The 16,849-nt window shown below is 41.3% G+C and carries 14 protein-coding genes; 8 read left to right on the top strand and 6 right to left on the bottom strand.

Annotated elements, in window-relative coordinates; all coding sequences use genetic code 11:
- The first annotated feature begins 66 nt into the window (after nt 1-66).
- On the top strand, nt 67-1,227 hold the full coding sequence (locus AC04NP_RS10575) for an adenylate/guanylate cyclase domain-containing protein (protein WP_482859709.1): 1,161 nt from the start codon (nt 67-69) through the stop codon (nt 1,225-1,227).
- Nucleotides 1,228-1,536: 309 nt separating this feature from the next.
- Here AC04NP_RS10575 and AC04NP_RS10580 read toward each other — a convergent pair whose 3' ends face one another.
- Complete coding sequence (locus tag AC04NP_RS10580) at nt 1,537-1,767, bottom strand: hypothetical protein (protein ID WP_482859710.1); 231 nt, start codon at nt 1,765-1,767, stop codon at nt 1,537-1,539.
- Between the two features lie 124 nt (nt 1,768-1,891).
- Nucleotides 1,892-2,641, bottom strand: a complete 750-nt coding sequence (locus AC04NP_RS10585) for a sulfite exporter TauE/SafE family protein (protein WP_482859711.1) — start codon at nt 2,639-2,641, stop codon at nt 1,892-1,894.
- Nucleotides 2,642-2,766: 125 nt separating this feature from the next.
- On the opposite strand from AC04NP_RS10585, the gene AC04NP_RS10590 reads away from it, so the two are divergent.
- On the top strand, nt 2,767-5,427 hold the full coding sequence (locus tag AC04NP_RS10590; protein WP_482859712.1) for a BamA/OMP85 family outer membrane protein: 2,661 nt from the start codon (nt 2,767-2,769) through the stop codon (nt 5,425-5,427).
- A 22-nt stretch (nt 5,428-5,449) separates the two neighbouring features.
- On the opposite strand, the gene AC04NP_RS10595 is transcribed toward AC04NP_RS10590, so the two are convergent.
- Nucleotides 5,450-5,668 carry a hypothetical protein gene (locus AC04NP_RS10595; protein ID WP_482859713.1) on the bottom strand — a complete coding sequence of 73 codons (219 nt, stop codon included), beginning with the start codon at nt 5,666-5,668 and terminating at the stop codon, nt 5,450-5,452.
- Nucleotides 5,669-5,796: 128 nt separating this feature from the next.
- On the opposite strand from AC04NP_RS10595, the gene AC04NP_RS10600 reads away from it, so the two are divergent.
- The gene (locus tag AC04NP_RS10600) at nt 5,797-6,576 is read left to right on the top strand and encodes a hypothetical protein (RefSeq protein WP_482859714.1); all 780 of its coding nucleotides are present in this window, start codon (nt 5,797-5,799) and stop codon (nt 6,574-6,576) included.
- A gap of 48 nt (nt 6,577-6,624) precedes the next feature.
- On the opposite strand, the gene AC04NP_RS10605 is transcribed toward AC04NP_RS10600, so the two are convergent.
- Nucleotides 6,625-6,984, bottom strand: a complete 360-nt coding sequence (locus tag AC04NP_RS10605; protein WP_482859715.1) for a hypothetical protein — start codon at nt 6,982-6,984, stop codon at nt 6,625-6,627.
- Between the two features lie 244 nt (nt 6,985-7,228).
- Here AC04NP_RS10605 and AC04NP_RS10610 point away from each other — a divergent pair, with 244 nt between their 5' ends.
- Nucleotides 7,229-8,125 carry a glycerophosphodiester phosphodiesterase family protein gene (locus tag AC04NP_RS10610; RefSeq protein ID WP_482859716.1) on the top strand — a complete coding sequence of 299 codons (897 nt, stop codon included), beginning with the start codon at nt 7,229-7,231 and terminating at the stop codon, nt 8,123-8,125.
- An 18-nt stretch (nt 8,126-8,143) separates the two neighbouring features.
- Here AC04NP_RS10610 and AC04NP_RS10615 read toward each other — a convergent pair whose 3' ends face one another.
- Nucleotides 8,144-9,019: a DMT family transporter gene (locus AC04NP_RS10615; protein ID WP_482859717.1), complete on the bottom strand. Its 876-nt coding sequence runs from the start codon at nt 9,017-9,019 to the stop codon at nt 8,144-8,146.
- Nucleotides 9,020-9,160: 141 nt separating this feature from the next.
- Between AC04NP_RS10615 and AC04NP_RS10620 the strand changes: the two genes are divergently transcribed.
- Nucleotides 9,161-10,429: a replication-associated recombination protein A gene (locus AC04NP_RS10620; protein ID WP_482859718.1), complete on the top strand. Its 1,269-nt coding sequence runs from the start codon at nt 9,161-9,163 to the stop codon at nt 10,427-10,429.
- A gap of 58 nt (nt 10,430-10,487) precedes the next feature.
- The gene (gene ggt, locus AC04NP_RS10625) at nt 10,488-12,176 is read left to right on the top strand and encodes a gamma-glutamyltransferase (protein ID WP_482859719.1); all 1,689 of its coding nucleotides are present in this window, start codon (nt 10,488-10,490) and stop codon (nt 12,174-12,176) included.
- A gap of 65 nt (nt 12,177-12,241) precedes the next feature.
- On the opposite strand, the gene AC04NP_RS10630 is transcribed toward ggt, so the two are convergent.
- Nucleotides 12,242-12,466, bottom strand: a complete 225-nt coding sequence (locus tag AC04NP_RS10630; protein WP_482859720.1) for a YodC family protein — start codon at nt 12,464-12,466, stop codon at nt 12,242-12,244.
- Nucleotides 12,467-12,863: 397 nt separating this feature from the next.
- Between AC04NP_RS10630 and AC04NP_RS10635 the strand changes: the two genes are divergently transcribed.
- Nucleotides 12,864-13,070, top strand: coding sequence for a hypothetical protein (locus AC04NP_RS10635; RefSeq protein WP_482859721.1), 207 nt, complete (start codon nt 12,864-12,866; stop codon nt 13,068-13,070).
- Nucleotides 13,071-13,243: 173 nt separating this feature from the next.
- Nucleotides 13,244-16,648: a type IX secretion system sortase PorU gene (gene porU, locus AC04NP_RS10640; RefSeq protein ID WP_482859722.1), complete on the top strand. Its 3,405-nt coding sequence runs from the start codon at nt 13,244-13,246 to the stop codon at nt 16,646-16,648.
- The last annotated feature ends 201 nt before the right edge of the window (nt 16,649-16,849 follow it).

Genomic DNA, 16,849 nt, shown 5'->3' on the forward strand with positions numbered 1-16,849 from the left:
GCAACTTGCCACACCAATAAACCTTTTGCTATAATTACGTATATTATAGGATAAAATCAATTCCGTATGCCATTATCCAACGCTGTTAAAATCAAAATCAGCCAGGTTTTTTATATTGCACTTTCATGGCTGGTTATTTCGATGCTCATTGTACTTCAAGAGTATTTATTTCAGTCAGAATTAAAATTCTCCGGAATTGAGAATTACAGCGGGGCTACAACTGCTCTTACTACTTTGTTTGCTGTATTTATAGCCAGTTTGCTGGCGGCGCCTTTTATTGTTTTTTATCTCAAAGATCGTTTTAAGAGTAAACCTTTGTGGTTCTCATTGCTTTTTAATACCATCATCTTTGTTATTATTATTACGCTGGTGAGCCTGCCTGCGTTAATATTTTACAATTTCCTGAGCACAGATCTTACTTTAAATGGTCCAATGCTTTTGAAAAAAGTCTGGCTTTTCTACACAGGCCCTGCTTATTTGAGTATATTACTCAACTGGACTATCCTCTCTTCGCTTACCTTAATTGTTTTGCAAATAAATGATAAATACGGGCAAGGGGTTTTGTGGAATTTGTTAAAAGGCAAATATCATAAACCAAAGCAGGAAGAAAGAATATTCATGTTCCTCGATATCACTTCTTCCACCGCCATTGCCGAGGAATTAGGAAACATCCGTTATTTTGAATTGCTGCGCTCATTTTTTCAGGATATTACAAAACCAATTATGAAGAACTATGGTGAGATTTATCAATATGTAGGCGACGAAATAGTAGTTTCCTGGAAGATGGAGCAAGGCTTACGCCATGCCCATTGCCTGCAATGTTTTTTTGATATTCAAGAGACTATTGAAATGCTTTCTACTAAATATATGGAGCAATATGGTCTCGTTCCCGGATACAAGGCCGGACTACATTGTGGTGAAGTAACGGTAGGTGAGGTAGGAACTATTAAAAAAGATATCATATTTTCGGGTGATGTGCTTAATACAACCTCCCGCATTCAGGATGCGTGCAAAAGATTTAACTCCAACCTGTTGATATCGCAGGAACTGATAGATCGCCTGAAAGTCTGCAACATGTTTATTTTCAAGGAAATAGGAGCTATTCAGTTAAGGGGAAAATTGCAGCCGGTGAATTTGTCGATCGTGAAAAAAAACGTTGCTACGCCAACGCAGGTATCAAATAAAGGCTTTAAAACCAGTACGCGTTTTAGTGAAACCAATCGATAGTGAAACCAATCGATCTTGATTTATTAGAAAATCAGGTGTTTAAGGCATCGTACATTAGTTCGAAGCATGGCGCAAGTGTTCCGTGGGTTTTGCGCAACGTTTTGGACAAAATTCTTTGTGTCTCTTAGTGCCTTTGTGTCTTTGTGGTTCACCATTTTTCACCACGGAGGCACCAAGGCACTAAGAGGCACAGAGGTTTTGCCCAATACAATGAAAATACAGCTAAATTCTCAAGTTGTGCAATAGCCACGAAACGCTTGTGCTATTTACTGCGCCTCTTTGGCCTACAAGGAAGGAAGCACCATATGCTTACTCCAGCCTGAAATAAATAAGTTGTACGTTTTTGTCGTTTTTATCAGCCACAGGGTAAGCGCCGTGCTGTTTTTTTGGTTTCAGTCCGGTGAGCCTTGAATAGGTCTCACCCATTTGATATGATTGAATTTTTGTTTTCACCAAAATGTAAAACTTTTTTTGAGCATTGTGAAATGAAAATAAGGCCAGGACTACAATGACAAGCAGGATTATTTTTCGATTTTTCATAACCGTAAGCTTTGGTGGAAAGTAATTCAACCTTTAGCCGGTAAAACAACCGGATGATAAATCGAATACTGTCTTTCCCATAAAAGGTTACTGGTGGGAAGCAAAAAATTTACAGGGCTTTTCACTAAAAAAACCAGAGCCTGATCGCCATGGCAGTGACCATCACCAGCAGAATGGGTTTGATAAAATGTTGCCCCCTGCCTACTGACCATCTGCTGGCAATCCAGGCCCCACTTACATTTCCGGCAGCTAAAGTGAACCCTACCCACCAGTTTACTTTCTGATCTAAGACAAATACGGAAAATGCCGCGATGGTATAAATAAAAATGACCATCGCCTTGATGCTATTGGTTTTTACCAGGTCAAAGCCGTTGATGGTGGTGAGGGTGGCTATTATAATAAAGCCCACCCCGGCCTGTATAAACCCACCGTAAATGCCCACAAAAAAGAAGGCAACAATTCCTGCCCATTGCTTGCCTGTAGATAGATTTTCAGTTTTGGCGGTAATTTTTTTCAATGGGTTAAATACGATATTCAATACCACCAAAATCATGACAACAGCCAGAATCCGGTTAAAAGTTTCCCCTTTCAGATCAATGGAAACCTTTGCCCCGATGACCGCTCCCATAACTGCGGAAAGACCCAGCCAAAGACTGTATGGAAAGACGAAAACACCTTTGCTCCTGAATCCGGTGGCGGCGGAGAACGTTCCCAGCAGGATGGCCAGCCGGTTGGTGCCATTGGCAACATTTGGTGGTAACCCTAAAAAAATCAGCAGTGGCAGGGTGATTAAAGAACCACCCCCGGCCAGGGTATTGATAAATCCGGCCAGTAATCCGGCACCTCCTACAATTAAAGAGTCCTGTAAGCCCATGTTTGCTTTTAATGGCCGCTAAAATAACCAATAAGTTGAAAATATATGAATGATTAAGACAACTGTTTCTCGCGACACAGCATTATGGAGATACTAAAAACATATGAAGGATTAATAAAAACAGGATGGGTAAAACTTGGGTATATGGCAGGTGCTTTTTGATTTCAAAGCTATTATTTGTTGTTTCCGCCATTTCAGCAGCAGGTCAAATACGGTATGATGGTCAGCAGAAAAAAGACATAAAAGAGATAAATTATAGCAGCCCAAAAATATATAACATCACTGAAATCAAGGTTTCGGGAGCAAAATACCTGGATCATAATGCATTAATATCGCTTTCAGGCCTGAAGGAGGGCGACAGGATCAAAATACCGGGCGACAGGATAACCACGGCCATAAACAAGCTGTGGAATCAAAAGATCATGGAAAATGTAAGTATCTATGCGACCGGTATTGAAGCTGACAAGGCGTCATTGGTGATAGAAATCAAGGAACTTCCCAGGCTATCCAAAGTGACCTTTACAGGTATTTCGAGATCTCAGCAGAACACTTTAAAGGATAAAATTGACCTGATAATTGGGAGGATCATCACACCCTCTATTATCAAAAATGCTGAACTCACGATTAAAAGATTTTTCATGGAAAAGGGATTTCTGAATGTTGAAGTCAAATCCGGCAGGGTTATCAGTGAAAATCCATCGAATGCCGCTGTCCTTAATTTTGATATCAAAAGAAAAAACCGGGTTAAAGTCTCAAGAATATTCTTTGCTGGAAATGACAGGTTTTCTGATGGTAAACTCAGACGGCAGATGCCCAATACCAAAGAAAAGGTCAGATTCGGCCCGTTTTCCCGGAACTTCGGCTTTCGGGAAAACATCCTTGCCGCCGGCTTCGACCCCTTACCTTCCGGCAGTGGTAAAAAAGGATTCAAACAATTTATCCACGATGGCTTCAATTTCAATATTTTTGGAAATTCCAAATTAAAAAGCATCTCCCTCGAGGAAGATAAAAAAAGTGTCCTGGCGTTTTACAATCAGCAGGGATATCGAAATGCCGCTATTTTGGCCGATACCATTATTCAGGTAAACAAAAAGTCGGCCATCATCTGTTTTAAGATGGAAGAAGGCAGGCGGTTTTACTTCAGAAGCATTTCCTGGGAGGGAAATTACAAATATACCGATGCCACTTTATCAGCTATTCTGGGTATTGAAAAGGGAGATGTATACGCTTTTGAGCAATTAAGCCAAAAACTCAACCACAATCCTGCAGGCAGGGATGTCAGCTCTTTGTATCTCGACGATGGTTGTCTCATGTTCAATATCAATCCGGTTGAAGCCCTGGTGGAAGGTGATTCGGTGGACGTAGAAATACGTATTCATGAAGGTTCACAGTTTACCATCAACCAAATACATATCAAGGGCAATGAACAAACCAGTGACCATGTGATCAGGCGGGAGTTAAGGACTTTGCCGGGGCAGAAGTTCAGCAGGGAAGACTTGGTAAGAACAACACGCGAACTGGCTGCATTGGGGTATTTTAACCCGGAAACTATTGATGTTAAACCGTTGTTGAACGGTACGGAAGGTACAGTGGATCTGTCGTATTTTGTAGAGGAGCAGTCAGGGACGGAATTCCAGTTGTCAGCCGGTTTGGGGGGAAACTCACGGTTTTTCGGCACATTGGGGGTTACCTTGAATAACTTTTCGGCCAGCAAGTTTTTTAGTTTCAAAGATTGGAACGGCTTGCCCCTGGGGGATGGTCAAAAGCTTCAGATCACTGCACAAAGTAATGGATCAACTTTTCAGAATTACTCGCTTAGTTTTTCGGAGCCATGGTTTGGGGGAAAAAAACACAATGCCTTTTCATTGAATCTCACGCATGTGGTTAACGAGCAATACAACCCCGAGCTGGATAATTTCGGAAAACTGAAATTGTACAGTGCTACGGTGGGCCTGGGCAGGCGCCTCAGATGGCCTGATGATTACTTTCAACTTCAGCATTCGGTCACCTACTCTTACTATAATTTTGATGATTATAACAATACTAATAGTTTGGGCATCAGCAATGGTGATTCGCATGGGCTTACCTTTAATACAACCCTGTCGCGGTATAACGTGGATAATCCGTTTTACCCCAGATCCGGGTCTTCGTTGTCATTGAAATTGAGTTTAACTCCTCCCTATTCCCTGTTCAATGACAGAAACTACGAAAATGCACCTAACGAAGAGAAGTACAGGTTTGTGGAATATCATAAATGGGATTTTGACGTGGCTTTTTATACGCCTGTTGTTGGCGATTTGGTCTTTCATGCCAAAGCCAGCATGGGCTTTTTAGGATCATATTCTGAGGATTTGGGCATCGGTCCTTTTGAAAGGTACTTTTTGGGTGGAAGTGGGATGGGAACGACCGGTGACTTTTTGATAGGCTCCCAACCTATCGGACTGCGCGGTTATGATGAAAATTCGCTGGTTCCAACAGACCCGGTTTCCGGATTCAGTGGCGGCGTGGTTTTTAACAAATTCACTTTTGAATTACGCTATCCTATCAACCTGGGAAATCCCCTGATTTATGTACTCGGTTTCATGGAAGCCGGTAATACCTGGAATAATTATGAAGACTACAATCCTAATCAATTGTTTAAAGCAGCCGGTATCGGGGTAAGGATCAATCTTCCGGGAATGGGCATGATAGGCATAGACTATGGGCATGCTTTTGACAGAACCATTGGCGGGCTTTCTCCTGCAAGGGAAAACTTTACCTTCACCTTTGGAGGCATGCGGAGGTAATGGTACCTGAATATAGAAGTATTTAGTTTAGGTGGAGATGCTTCTTTTCGGTATTAAACTTGTACTCATCCCATTTGGAAATGATGAAATTATAGAATTCCATTTCCTTGATATACTTTTCCCGGTTAGTATATCCGTAAAGGCTTTTGTAATGGGCTTCTACGTTATCGTAGTCATCTATTAACTTCTGTTTTTCCCTGATTATAGAGTTAAGCAGGCTAGTTTTTTCAAGAATCGTCATACTACTAACATTTTAATTTCACACACCTTATTTAACTTATTCTTAGGCTGTTTATTGCGTTAAAACCAAGGCATTTTCAAAATAATTGTTGCCTTAAAACAAAACCTAATCTTAAATATAGCCAGAATATGCATGATTTCAAAGATTTTTGTCATGATTTAAGAATCCCTATTGCTTATATTTATGGCATGCTAGAAGCTATTGAAAAATTCGAAGAGATACTTAGAAGGCTCAAGAAATTAAATTACGGGGACCATAATCTGTTTAATGCCACCAAAAAGGAAACCCTGATGTTGATCGGCAATTTTCTGCCAAAAGATGTTCACTACAAAAAAGATTTGGAGAAAATTGAAATAAGCGGCCATAATCACGCGGCTGACTCATCGAGTCTGGACAAATGGATTCATGGCCACGACGAATTTATCAATGTCGTGCGCATCATCATAGAAGACCTTCAAATTCGCCATCAGAAGCAAATTGATAAATCAGCCCATAAATCTGACATAGAAAAGTATGTCTCAGAAATTGAAAGGATCAAGAACGATACCGGCAAGGATTTAATCTTTGAACGGAATAACTTTAATTATCTTAAGCGAAAATACGATCTGCTACAATATAATTACGATCAGTTACAGGCGTCTTATCAACAGGTGTTGGGTAAGAAAAATCAATGGATTTTATATATTACCTGGTCGGTGCTGGTTGGTCTTGTGGTACTGGTTTTTGATCAGATCATCTTCTGGCAGTGGTTTGAAAATCATGAACGCAAGATGTATATTAAATTGACCGGACTATTATTTACCGGTTCTATTTTTTTGTTAATACCTTTTAAGAGAAATATACGGATCATAACCGTTTCCGGCGTTGTGTTGCTGGTATTGGTGGTGCTGGCATTGTTACCCTATTAAATAAAAGGAGAATTAATCTCCTTTTATTCACTGATGATTTAGAAAGTGCTACTTGTTGAATCTATAGAAAGATGTATGATCTAAATTGACTACCAAATCACTTTGATGAAGCAATTTTATAAGCTTTTCATCATTGATTACCTTATCCATATTGACTTCTGATTCATACAGAAGGTTTTCATTGTCATCAAAAAATTTGAGTACCTTTTTGTGATTGAGTTGTTCACAATCCAATTCAGTTTGCATAGCCAGGTCATTGACGGCCTGCTGAATTTTGACAACTCCTGACTTATATCTTAAATCATTTTCAGGCTCTGCGCTGGCATTAAAGACCAGCAAAATTAATATTGCCATTATAACGCCGACAATAATTGTAACCTTTTTGGTGGTGACACTGATTGTTTTCATTGTTGTATTTATTTTGAGTTTTGACCTTATGACTTTTTTTAGCCAATTGGTATGCCATTTTTTATAAATTACTTATAATCAAATATTTACAACTAATTCAGGGAAAGTATAGAGAATATTTTGTATTAAAAACGGACAATTTTGCGATCACTTCCGGACAAAAAATGACTGACAAAGCAGAAAAAATAAGCCTGATTATTTATTACTTTGCCATAAAGCAAACGCCACTTTTCAAAACATCTCCATGAGTCATATCTTCAAGTATTTCTGCCTTATATTTTTGACTTTCTCCTTAAGCTGTCAAAATGAAAATTCGCAGGGTTCCGGAAACCGTGCCAACCTTGATGCCAGGGAAGTTTTCAAATGGGAACCAGGCCTTGCTCCCATGATTAGCGCCCACCGCGGAGGGCCGTATCCCGGTTTCCCTGAGAATTGTATAGAAACCTTCGATAACACACTTTCTTACACAAAGGCATTGATAGAATTTGATGTAAACACGACCAAAGACGGACATTTGGTGCTGATGCACGATGACAAAGTCGACAGAACTACCAATGGAACGGGCTATGTGGATGGGATGACACTTGCCGAGATAAAAAACCTCAGGTTGAAAGACAATGAAGGAAACATCACGGATTTTAATGTACCGACCTTAGCAGAAGTATTGCAGTGGGCAAAAGAAAAAGGAGCCCTGGTCAGCGTTGATGTTAAAAGAGGTGTTGACTTTGAAAAAGTGATCCGCCTGATTGAACAAACCGGAGCCGAAAGCCATGTGAGTATAATTGTGTACACCGTGGAAAACGCGGTAAAAGTGCACCGGCTCAATCCCTCTTTGATGATATCGGTTACTATCAGAAATAAAGACGAATTTGAAAGGGTAAAGAAAGCGGGTATTCCCGCCAAAAACGTAATTGCCTTTACAGGGATCAGGCTGTTGGCCCGGGATCATTACAAAATGCTTCATGACCAGGGTATTTTTTGCATTTTAGGTACTTTTGGCAACCTGGACCGGAGGGCGGTAATACGCGGTGACTACCTGTATCGGGATTTGATAGACAAGGGGGTAGATATAATTGCCACGGACAGGCTGAAAGAAGCTGCAGACGCTTTAGGTATTTTAAACAATCAGAAAAACTTTTAACTCAAAATCAAAGGACCTTTACTTTTTGCTAACCAGATAAACGCCGGCGAAAATCAACAAAGAAAATAACAACTGCTGCCAATCCAGGGTTTCACTGACAAAAACAACCGCGATAAAGGTAGCGAACACCGGCTGCAAATACACATAAGCACCTGCTACTGAAGGGCTGGTATGTTTCAAAGCCCATGCATTGAGCAAATAAGTGCAGAAAGTGGTGCCCACTATTACGTAAATGATACCAATCCAAATATTTAGCGGCATGTTTGACCATGGAATGTGAAAGAGATCGGAAAATCCAAACGGCAAAACCAAAAAGAAACCAAAAGTAAACACCCATTTTATGACAGTCACAGGATGGTATTTAAGCATCAGTGGTTTTACAATCACCAGGTAAATGCCATAAAAAATGCTGTTGAGTATCACCAGCACATCACCGATAAACCGGGTATTTTCATAAGAAATTCCCCTGGAGGTAATCAAAAGAACCGCGCCCATACCCCCGAGAATAATGCCGCCTAACTTTAATTTGGTAATCCTTTCTTTCAAAATAAAGTAAGAGGCTATCAAAACAATAATTGGTACCAGCGTCATAATGATGGAGGCATTGATAGCGCTGGTGTAATTAAGGCCCTGAAAAAAAGTCAGCATATTAACACCTGCGCCAAAAACCGCTACCACGAGAAATTTCCTGTAATCTCGGGTATGGGTTATTTTTTCTTTGATGAATAGTCCCTGCAAAATCCAGAAAAGCAGTCCTGCAATAAATACTCTTAATGCAATGAGTCCAAAAGGCCGGATGTAATCGGGCATAACGGCTTTGGCAATCACATAATTTGCCCCGTAGATCAGGCCAGCAGTGACCAGGGCCAAATGTACACGCAATTCTTTTGACATGGCGCAAAACTAATAATTGCTGGCTTGTAAAAACCATAACAGGGATGAATAATATTCATGAATCAAAGTCAGGATAGATAGATGACCATGATAAAATCCCATTCCTTATAATTGCTGGTGTTTTTTTTTTAATTTTCTGTTATGTTTAATATCAATCATCCTTTGGCAGAACGGCTGAGGCCCGTTAAGCTGGAAGACGTAGTAGGACAGGAGCACCTGGTCGGTGAAAACGGGGTGTTGAGAAGAGCAGTGAAGGTAGGTGTGATCCCTTCTATGATTCTCTGGGGGCCTCCCGGGGTAGGTAAAACTACCTTGGCAAACATTATTGCCAATCAGATAAATGCTGCTTTTTTTACCCTTAGTGCGGTTAGTTCAGGGGTAAAGGAAGTAAGAACAGTCATCGAAAAGGCCAAAGGATACCCGAAAACCATTCTTTTCATCGACGAAATCCACCGGTTTAGTAAATCACAACAGGATGCCCTACTGGGCGCGGTAGAGAAAGGGATTATTACGCTCATAGGCGCCACTACCGAAAACCCTTCTTTTGAAGTGATCTCCGCGCTCCTTTCCCGGTGTCAGGTGTATACGCTGAAAGCATTAAGGGAAGAAGACTTGTTGAAGCTGGTAGACAGGGCCCTTAGGTTAGATGAAAAACTGCAATCTAAAAAAGTGTTGATCAAAGCGCATGAAGCGTTGCTGAATATTTCGGGTGGTGACGCCAGGAAATTATTGAATTTGCTGGAATTGGTGGTAGACGCACTTCCGGGTAACCAGGTGGTGATTACCAATGACAATGTGAAACAGATTGCCCAGCAGCGCGTGGTCATTTATGACAAAAGTGGCGAGCAGCATTACGACATCATCTCCGCGTTTATCAAATCAATCAGGGGCAGCGATCCCAACGCGGCGGTATACTGGCTTGCCAGGATGATCGAAGGTGGGGAAGACGTAAAGTTTATCGCCCGCAGGCTGGTTATCTTAGCCTCGGAGGATATTGGCAATGCCAACCCTACGGCCCTTGTGTTGGCTACCAGTACTTTTCAGGCGGTTAACATGATCGGGTATCCTGAAGCGGAAATTATTTTGTCGCAATGTACTACGTATCTGGCAAGCTCTCCTAAAAGTAATGCCAGCTATAAAGCCATCAAGTCCGCTAAATCCCTGGTACGGGAAATGGGGGATTTGGGCGTACCACTACCCATCAGAAATGCCCCGACAAAATTGATGAAACAGGAAGGCTACGGAGCCGGATACAAATATGCCCATGATCACCCGGGAAATTTTGTTGATATGGAATTCCTTCCTGAGGAGATCAAAGGCACCAAACTGTATGATCCGGGAGCCAATGCCAGGGAAAATGAACTAAGAAAACGGCTAAAGGCTTTTTGGGGAAACAAATATCAATATTAGGCTGTTATTGAAAAAATTATCTGAAAATATCGTTTTATTTCCTCTTAAACTAATCGACATGAAAATCCTGACCTTACTCCCCTGCCTCCTGCTTTCCGTTACCATCCTTTCCGCGCAGGACCGTGTTACCGGTAAGCAGTTTGCCACGCGCTCTGAAGTAATTGCCCAACACGGAATGGTTGCTACGAGCCAGCCCCTTGCCACCCAGGTGGGACTGGACATGCTAAAAAGTGGCGGCAATGCCATTGACGCGGCTATTGCTGCAAATGCTATGCTTGGATTGGTAGAACCGACCGGAAACGGTATCGGAGGAGACCTGTTTGCCATCATCTGGGATGCCAAAACACAAAAACTGTACGGACTCAACGCCAGTGGCCGGTCGCCGGGCGCCTTGAAGCTGGATTATTTTGTCAAAAACAAAATGGAAAAAATTCCCTCTCATGGCCCACTGCCGGTATCTGTTCCCGGATGTGTGGATGGTTGGTATGAAATGCACAATAAATTTGGCTCCATGTCCATGGCCGATATTTTAAAGCCAACCATTGATTATGCCAATAACGGTTTTCCGGTGAGTGAGTTGATTGCCTATTATATACAGCGAAGCGCAGGTTTTCTTTCGAAATTTGATGGTTTTAAAGAAACATTTATGCCTGATGGCCATGCACCCGAAAAAGGCGAAATTTTTAAAAACCCTTATTTAGCAACAACGCTTGAAAAAATTGCGAAAGGTGGCAGGGATGAGTTTTATGCAGGTGAAATTGCCAGGACCATTGCCAGGTATATGAAGGAACAGGGAGGTTTTTTATCTTATGAAGATCTGGTAAACCATAAATCGGAATGGGTAGAGCCGGTTAGCGCCAATTACCGGGGTTATGACGTTTGGGAATTGCCACCAAACGGCCAGGGAATTGCCGCCCTGCAGATGTTGAATATCTTGGAGGGCTTTGATATCGAATCCATGGGGTTTGGAAGTACGGAGTATATCCACGCATTTACGGAAGCCAAAAAACTGGCTTATGAAGACAGAGCCAGGTTTTATGCAGACATGGATTTTAATCAGGTGCCTGTAGCCAGGCTGATTTCAAAGGAATATGCCAGGGAAAGAAGCAAATTGATTAACCTCAGCCGGGCCGGTAGAAGTTATCCTGCCGGAAACCTCAGAGACGGGGATACCATCTATATGACTGTCGCTGATAAGGACGGGAATATGGTTTCACTGATCCAGAGCAACTTCCGTGGTATGGGATCAGGTATGACCCCTACAGGCCTGGGCTTTATATTGCAGGACCGGGGAGAGTTGTTTGCGTTGGAAGAAGGTCACTTCAATGTGTATGAACCCAACAAAAGGCCGTTTCATACCATTATTCCGGCGTTTATCACCAAAGATGGAAAACCCTGGATAAGCTTCGGGTTAATGGGCGGGGCTATGCAGCCACAGGGACATGTTCAGGTGATTGTAAACATCATTGATTTTGGCATGAATCTGCAGGAGGCCGGAGATGCACCGAGAATGCAGCATCTGGGCTCATCCCAACCCACGGGTGAAAAAATGACCAATGGTGGAACACTTTATCTGGAAGATGGTTTTGACTATGAAGTGATCAGGGGGCTGATGCGCAAAGGACACAAAGTTAGCTGGGCCAACGGTGCTTATGGTGGTTATCAGGCCATTATGTGGGATGAGGAGAAGGGTGTTTATTTTGGCGCCTCAGAGTCCAGAAAGGACGGACAGGCAGCAGGGTATTAAGAAATGCAAAAATCGATTTTGACGAACTTTTGCCTGATTGAAAAAACGAAGCCAGGGTGTTATGGCTAATTTTTATGTATTTCTTTTTTAGTCACGTCCCGCTCAGGATTTTGAGATGCTTCAACGTCATACAAATCGAGGTATTCGGGTCTGAATGAATTCCGGTAAACTTTACCTTCCTTACCAGTCCATTCACACTCCACTAATCTTAGGCCAAATACAGCGCAGACCGTCATTTCATCGCTTCCCGAAATCAGTTGTACCTTGTCACCGACTTTAAATTTTTTCATAAGAATTCAAGGCGATATATACCCCTAATATTAAATGTCTGAGTATTAATTATTCCAATAATTTTAAAGTAACCAACAGGGCAATATAGAAAAATTTAATCGATAATATTTAACTTTTAAGAAGAAGTTATCCACAATATTTATCCACAATTTTATAAAATATTTAAAATCAATTGATTATGATTATATCATTGAAGTGATAGTTAGATTTTTAAAAAATTATGTGTTTCAACGTGCAAGTAAATCAGACCGGAAACAGATAGAACTTTGCTTCTAGTAAATTGTATTTTTTTAATATCAATGAATTTATTATCTATCCTATCATATGAATATGAGGATATTGAAGGGTTACCTAATTATAATATTCCGGTATATACTCCTACACCAAACAACTACTATGATGAAAAGATTAATCGTGTTTTTGATCTTTGGAATTTGGTCTATTGCCTGTACGCCGGTGACTTACAATAGCGGGTATTATGGAAAAAAGAAAGTAGTGGTAAAAGAAGGTAAATATACCGCTGGCGATGAAAAGAAAAAGATAAAGTATTACTACAATCCGGAATACAGAAGAAAGCAGATAGCAAAGAAAACAAAACATTAATTACAACCTGCATCTGATAAAAAGGGCCGGTTTTGAACTGGCTTTTTTTTAACATTAATTTCATTAAAAATTAATTTTTATTTGATCATTTTTAGTCTTCCCTGCATCATCTGCTATTTATCTTAGATAATCGTTTGAAAATCTCTTAAGCTATATCCGCGAGGGCTTGCTTCATGAAAAGACCTGTGATTTTGATTTTTGCCCTGATACCGTTTGTGCTTTACGGGCAGCAATCTATGAATACCTCTGTATTATCAAAAGGTAATTGGTTCCAATTCAAGGTATCGGAAAGAGGCGTCTATAAAATTGACTACAACCAAATGCAGCAAATTGGTGTAGAAATCGAAGACATCGATCCCAGGCTTATTAAAATCTTTGGCAACGGGGGCGCCATGTTGCCACAGGCCAACGATACCTCCAGGGCACAGGACCTGACAGAAAATGCTATTTTTGTTAGTGGTGAAGAAGATGGTAGTTTTGATGAGGGAGACTATCTGCTTTTTTACGCAGAAGGCCCCGGAGATATAAAGTTTGATATGGCATATCAAATCATAACTGCAGACCCCCACCTTTACGACCGGTTTAACTATTATTATCTTACCATCGACCGGGAGCCCGGGTCGAGAATAGAGCCGGCTGCCAACATTCCTGACGAAACCAACGCCGTGATCACCTATTTTAATGATTATGTTTTTCATAAAAGGGCCCTTAAAAACCTGCTTGCTTCCGGAAGAAAATGGTATGGTGAAGAAATGGTAGAAGGTCAAAGCATTTCCTTTGAGTTACCGACTCCAAATGCCGACCGGGAAGGAAAAGCTACCCTCAAAGCAGCCGTGATGTCTACTGCAAAAAGGGAAGCTTTGTTCAGCTTTAACCTGAATGGCACCAGAATCGGAGAAATGACAACAGAAAAAGTCGAATTTTATGCCTTTGGTCACCAGGCGAAAGAGAATGAAAGCACATTGGAATTTGACGCCATGATATTCGGGGACAATGAGCGTTCGAACCTTGAAATATCCTTTGATGATTTAAGTGGCGATGCCGGTTATCTTGACTATTTTCTGCTTAACTACCAAAGAAAACTGGTTGCAGCCGATCATCCTTTGATATTCAGATCGTTTGAGAGCCTCAAATTCCCTGCGGTTAGTTTTCAGGTTACAGGTTTGAAAGGTACTATGAGCGTATGGGATATTTCAAACCCTCATTTGATCCACGAAATGCCATTTACGGTTACTACAGATACAGGGAATATTAAAGCCTATACTGACCGACTCAAGGAAATGGTGCTCTTTGACCCCTCTGTCCTACCATCTCCCGCTTTTAACGGAAAAGTTCCAAATCAAAATTTACATGGCTTGAATGCACCTGACTTGCTTGTAATCACCACGACAACATTTTTGAGCGAAGCCGAAAGACTGGCTGCTTTCAGGTCTTCCAATGATAATCTGCAGGTTGAAGTAGTTGATTTGAAAAAGGTGTATCACGAGTTTTCCTCAGGCAAAAAAGATGTTACGGCTATCAGGGACTTTGTAAGACATTTATACAACAAATCCGGCCGGTTGAAATATTTGTTATTGTTTGGTGATGCCTCTTACGATTATTTATCTGATGATGAAAATGTTACGGGCGTGGTGCCCACCTATCAGTCCAGAAACTCACTGCACAATGTTTTTTCGTATGCCTCCGATGACTATTTTACATTCATGGATGATGAAGAAGGAAACTGGCGTGAAACCAATTCCTATTCCCGGCAACAACATGATCTCGATATTGGCGTAGGACGGTTACCTGTTAAAACAACACAAGAGGCTAAAATAGTCGTTGATAAACTCATTGCCTATGGCAAAAATGAAACTGCCTATGGCAAAAATGAAACTGCCAATGGCGCCTGGCGCAACAAGGTAATATTTGTGGCGGACGACGGAGACGCCAATAAGTTTCAACACCAATCCGATTACCTCGCTACTTCCCTGGAAAACAGTAGCCCCGGCTATCTGGTAGACAGAGTATTTGTTGACTCTTATCCCATTGAAGATCGAAATGGGAGAAAATCGGCCCCCAGGGTAAGGGACAGAATAGATCAATACGTGAACGAAGGCGTGTTGATACTGGATTTTATCGGTCATGGTGGTGAAACCGAATTGACCAACGAGGGTATACTGGATCTTGAATCAATAGATAGCTGGGAAAACGGAGGCAAATTACCAGTCATTATAACAGCTACCTGTGAGTTTGGCAGACACGATAACCGGGAACTGGAATCCGGTGCTGAGAAAGCACTTTTCCAACAAGATGGTGGTGCCATTGCCGTGTTTACCAATTCGAGACCAGCTATTGTCAACACCAATTTCGATGTAAGCAAAGCGTTTTACGAAAGTGCTTTCAATGGTGAAAATGAAAAGCCCAGGCTTGGGGATATTTTAAGGATAACAAAAAATAAGAGTGCTTTTGGAATTGTCAACCGCAACTTTGTTTTATTGGGTGACCCTTCTATGCAACTGGCTTATCCACAATATGAGGTTGTCATTACCGCGGTTAACGACGATCCCGGTGTAGATACACTGCGATCATTTACAAGGGTAAAAATGACAGGGGAAATACATGACGGTTCATCGGTTGTGCCTGATTTTAATGGAATACTGAATGTTACCCTTTTTGACCAAAAGGCACAACTAACCACAATGGGTAATGGTAATAATGAACCCATGACTTATGAAAGCTGGGAAAATCTGTTAGTCAGGGGTGCTGTCAGTATAAAATCCGGCAGGTTTGAGATAAATTTTACCATTCCCGGAGGAGTAGGGGAAGGAATAAAAGAAGGTAAAATGGTGTTGTATGCCTATGAAAATACTTCGGGCAGGGATGGCTTAGGCAGTTACGACAACCTCAAAATTCAAAATACCGGCCATGCAAACAGCAGTGACAATCAGGGGCCTGAAATTAGCCTGTCTGTTGATTTCGAAGAATTTGAAAATGGCGGCCTGGTGGGTGAGCATATCGAGGTGCTGGTAGGTTTAAAGGATGAAAGCGGTATTAACCTCAGTGCCGATCCGGAAAATGGCATTGTGGCCTACCTTGATGGTAAAAGTGAGGAAAAAATATTGCTCAATCGTTTCTATCGATCAGCATTGGATGATTTTACCAGAGGGAGTTTATCCTATCGTATCTCAGGTCTGGTTCCCGGATGGCATACCCTGACCGTAGCGGCGTCTGACAACTTTAATAACCGTGCTTCTGCTACCATAGAATTTACCGTGGTTGATGAGGATTTTACGTTATTGCAAAATGTCATCGTTTATCCTAATCCGGCGACTGATTTGGTCAACTTTGAATTTAACTATAAAAATGCGCCGGATGATCTGCCAGCAATTTTGTTAATCTATTCCTCCCGTGGTGAACTGGTCAAGGTGGTAGAGCAGAATTTTACCGATCACAGTTTGGGTAAGCAGGTTATTCAATGGGACCGCACCAATATAAGAGGTGAAATAGCGAAGCCAGGGCTGTATTTTTACGATTTTTACCTTCGGTCACTGCTTAATAATCAGGCAAATAAAAAGGGTAAAATACTGCTGTATTAAGAATGCCTTAATGTGATTTATCCGCTTTTAAAAAGGATTTAACGTATTCTTACAGTTCAAACATTTAGAATCATTCTACCAGTTCACATTGCGTTAATATTGTCGGTTTTTTATTATCAAGGAGTTAAAAGACAGTTCAAGCAGAGTTAATACTTAGTCGTTAATTTCGGATATCAAATTTTAACTCAAACCAAAAAAACT

The sequence above is a fragment of the Agaribacillus sp. DX54 genome (assembly GCF_056858335.1).

What these genes read in the sequence shown, in the direction of transcription:
- AC04NP_RS10575 (WP_482859709.1), top strand. Translation starts at nt 67, where the DNA reads ATGCCATTATCCAACGCTGTTAAAATCAAAATCAGCCAGGTTTTTTAT.
- AC04NP_RS10580 (WP_482859710.1), bottom strand. Translation starts at nt 1,767, where the DNA reads ATGAAAAATCGAAAAATAATCCTGCTTGTCATTGTAGTCCTGGCCTTA.
- AC04NP_RS10585 (WP_482859711.1), bottom strand. Translation starts at nt 2,641, where the DNA reads ATGGGCTTACAGGACTCTTTAATTGTAGGAGGTGCCGGATTACTGGCC.
- AC04NP_RS10590 (WP_482859712.1), top strand. Translation starts at nt 2,767, where the DNA reads ATGGGTAAAACTTGGGTATATGGCAGGTGCTTTTTGATTTCAAAGCTA.
- AC04NP_RS10595 (WP_482859713.1), bottom strand. Translation starts at nt 5,668, where the DNA reads ATGACGATTCTTGAAAAAACTAGCCTGCTTAACTCTATAATCAGGGAA.
- AC04NP_RS10600 (WP_482859714.1), top strand. Translation starts at nt 5,797, where the DNA reads ATGCATGATTTCAAAGATTTTTGTCATGATTTAAGAATCCCTATTGCT.
- AC04NP_RS10605 (WP_482859715.1), bottom strand. Translation starts at nt 6,984, where the DNA reads ATGAAAACAATCAGTGTCACCACCAAAAAGGTTACAATTATTGTCGGC.
- AC04NP_RS10610 (WP_482859716.1), top strand. Translation starts at nt 7,229, where the DNA reads ATGAGTCATATCTTCAAGTATTTCTGCCTTATATTTTTGACTTTCTCC.
- AC04NP_RS10615 (WP_482859717.1), bottom strand. Translation starts at nt 9,019, where the DNA reads ATGTCAAAAGAATTGCGTGTACATTTGGCCCTGGTCACTGCTGGCCTG.
- AC04NP_RS10620 (WP_482859718.1), top strand. Translation starts at nt 9,161, where the DNA reads ATGTTTAATATCAATCATCCTTTGGCAGAACGGCTGAGGCCCGTTAAG.
- ggt (WP_482859719.1), top strand. Translation starts at nt 10,488, where the DNA reads ATGAAAATCCTGACCTTACTCCCCTGCCTCCTGCTTTCCGTTACCATC.
- AC04NP_RS10630 (WP_482859720.1), bottom strand. Translation starts at nt 12,466, where the DNA reads ATGAAAAAATTTAAAGTCGGTGACAAGGTACAACTGATTTCGGGAAGC.
- AC04NP_RS10635 (WP_482859721.1), top strand. Translation starts at nt 12,864, where the DNA reads ATGATGAAAAGATTAATCGTGTTTTTGATCTTTGGAATTTGGTCTATT.
- porU (WP_482859722.1), top strand. Translation starts at nt 13,244, where the DNA reads ATGAAAAGACCTGTGATTTTGATTTTTGCCCTGATACCGTTTGTGCTT.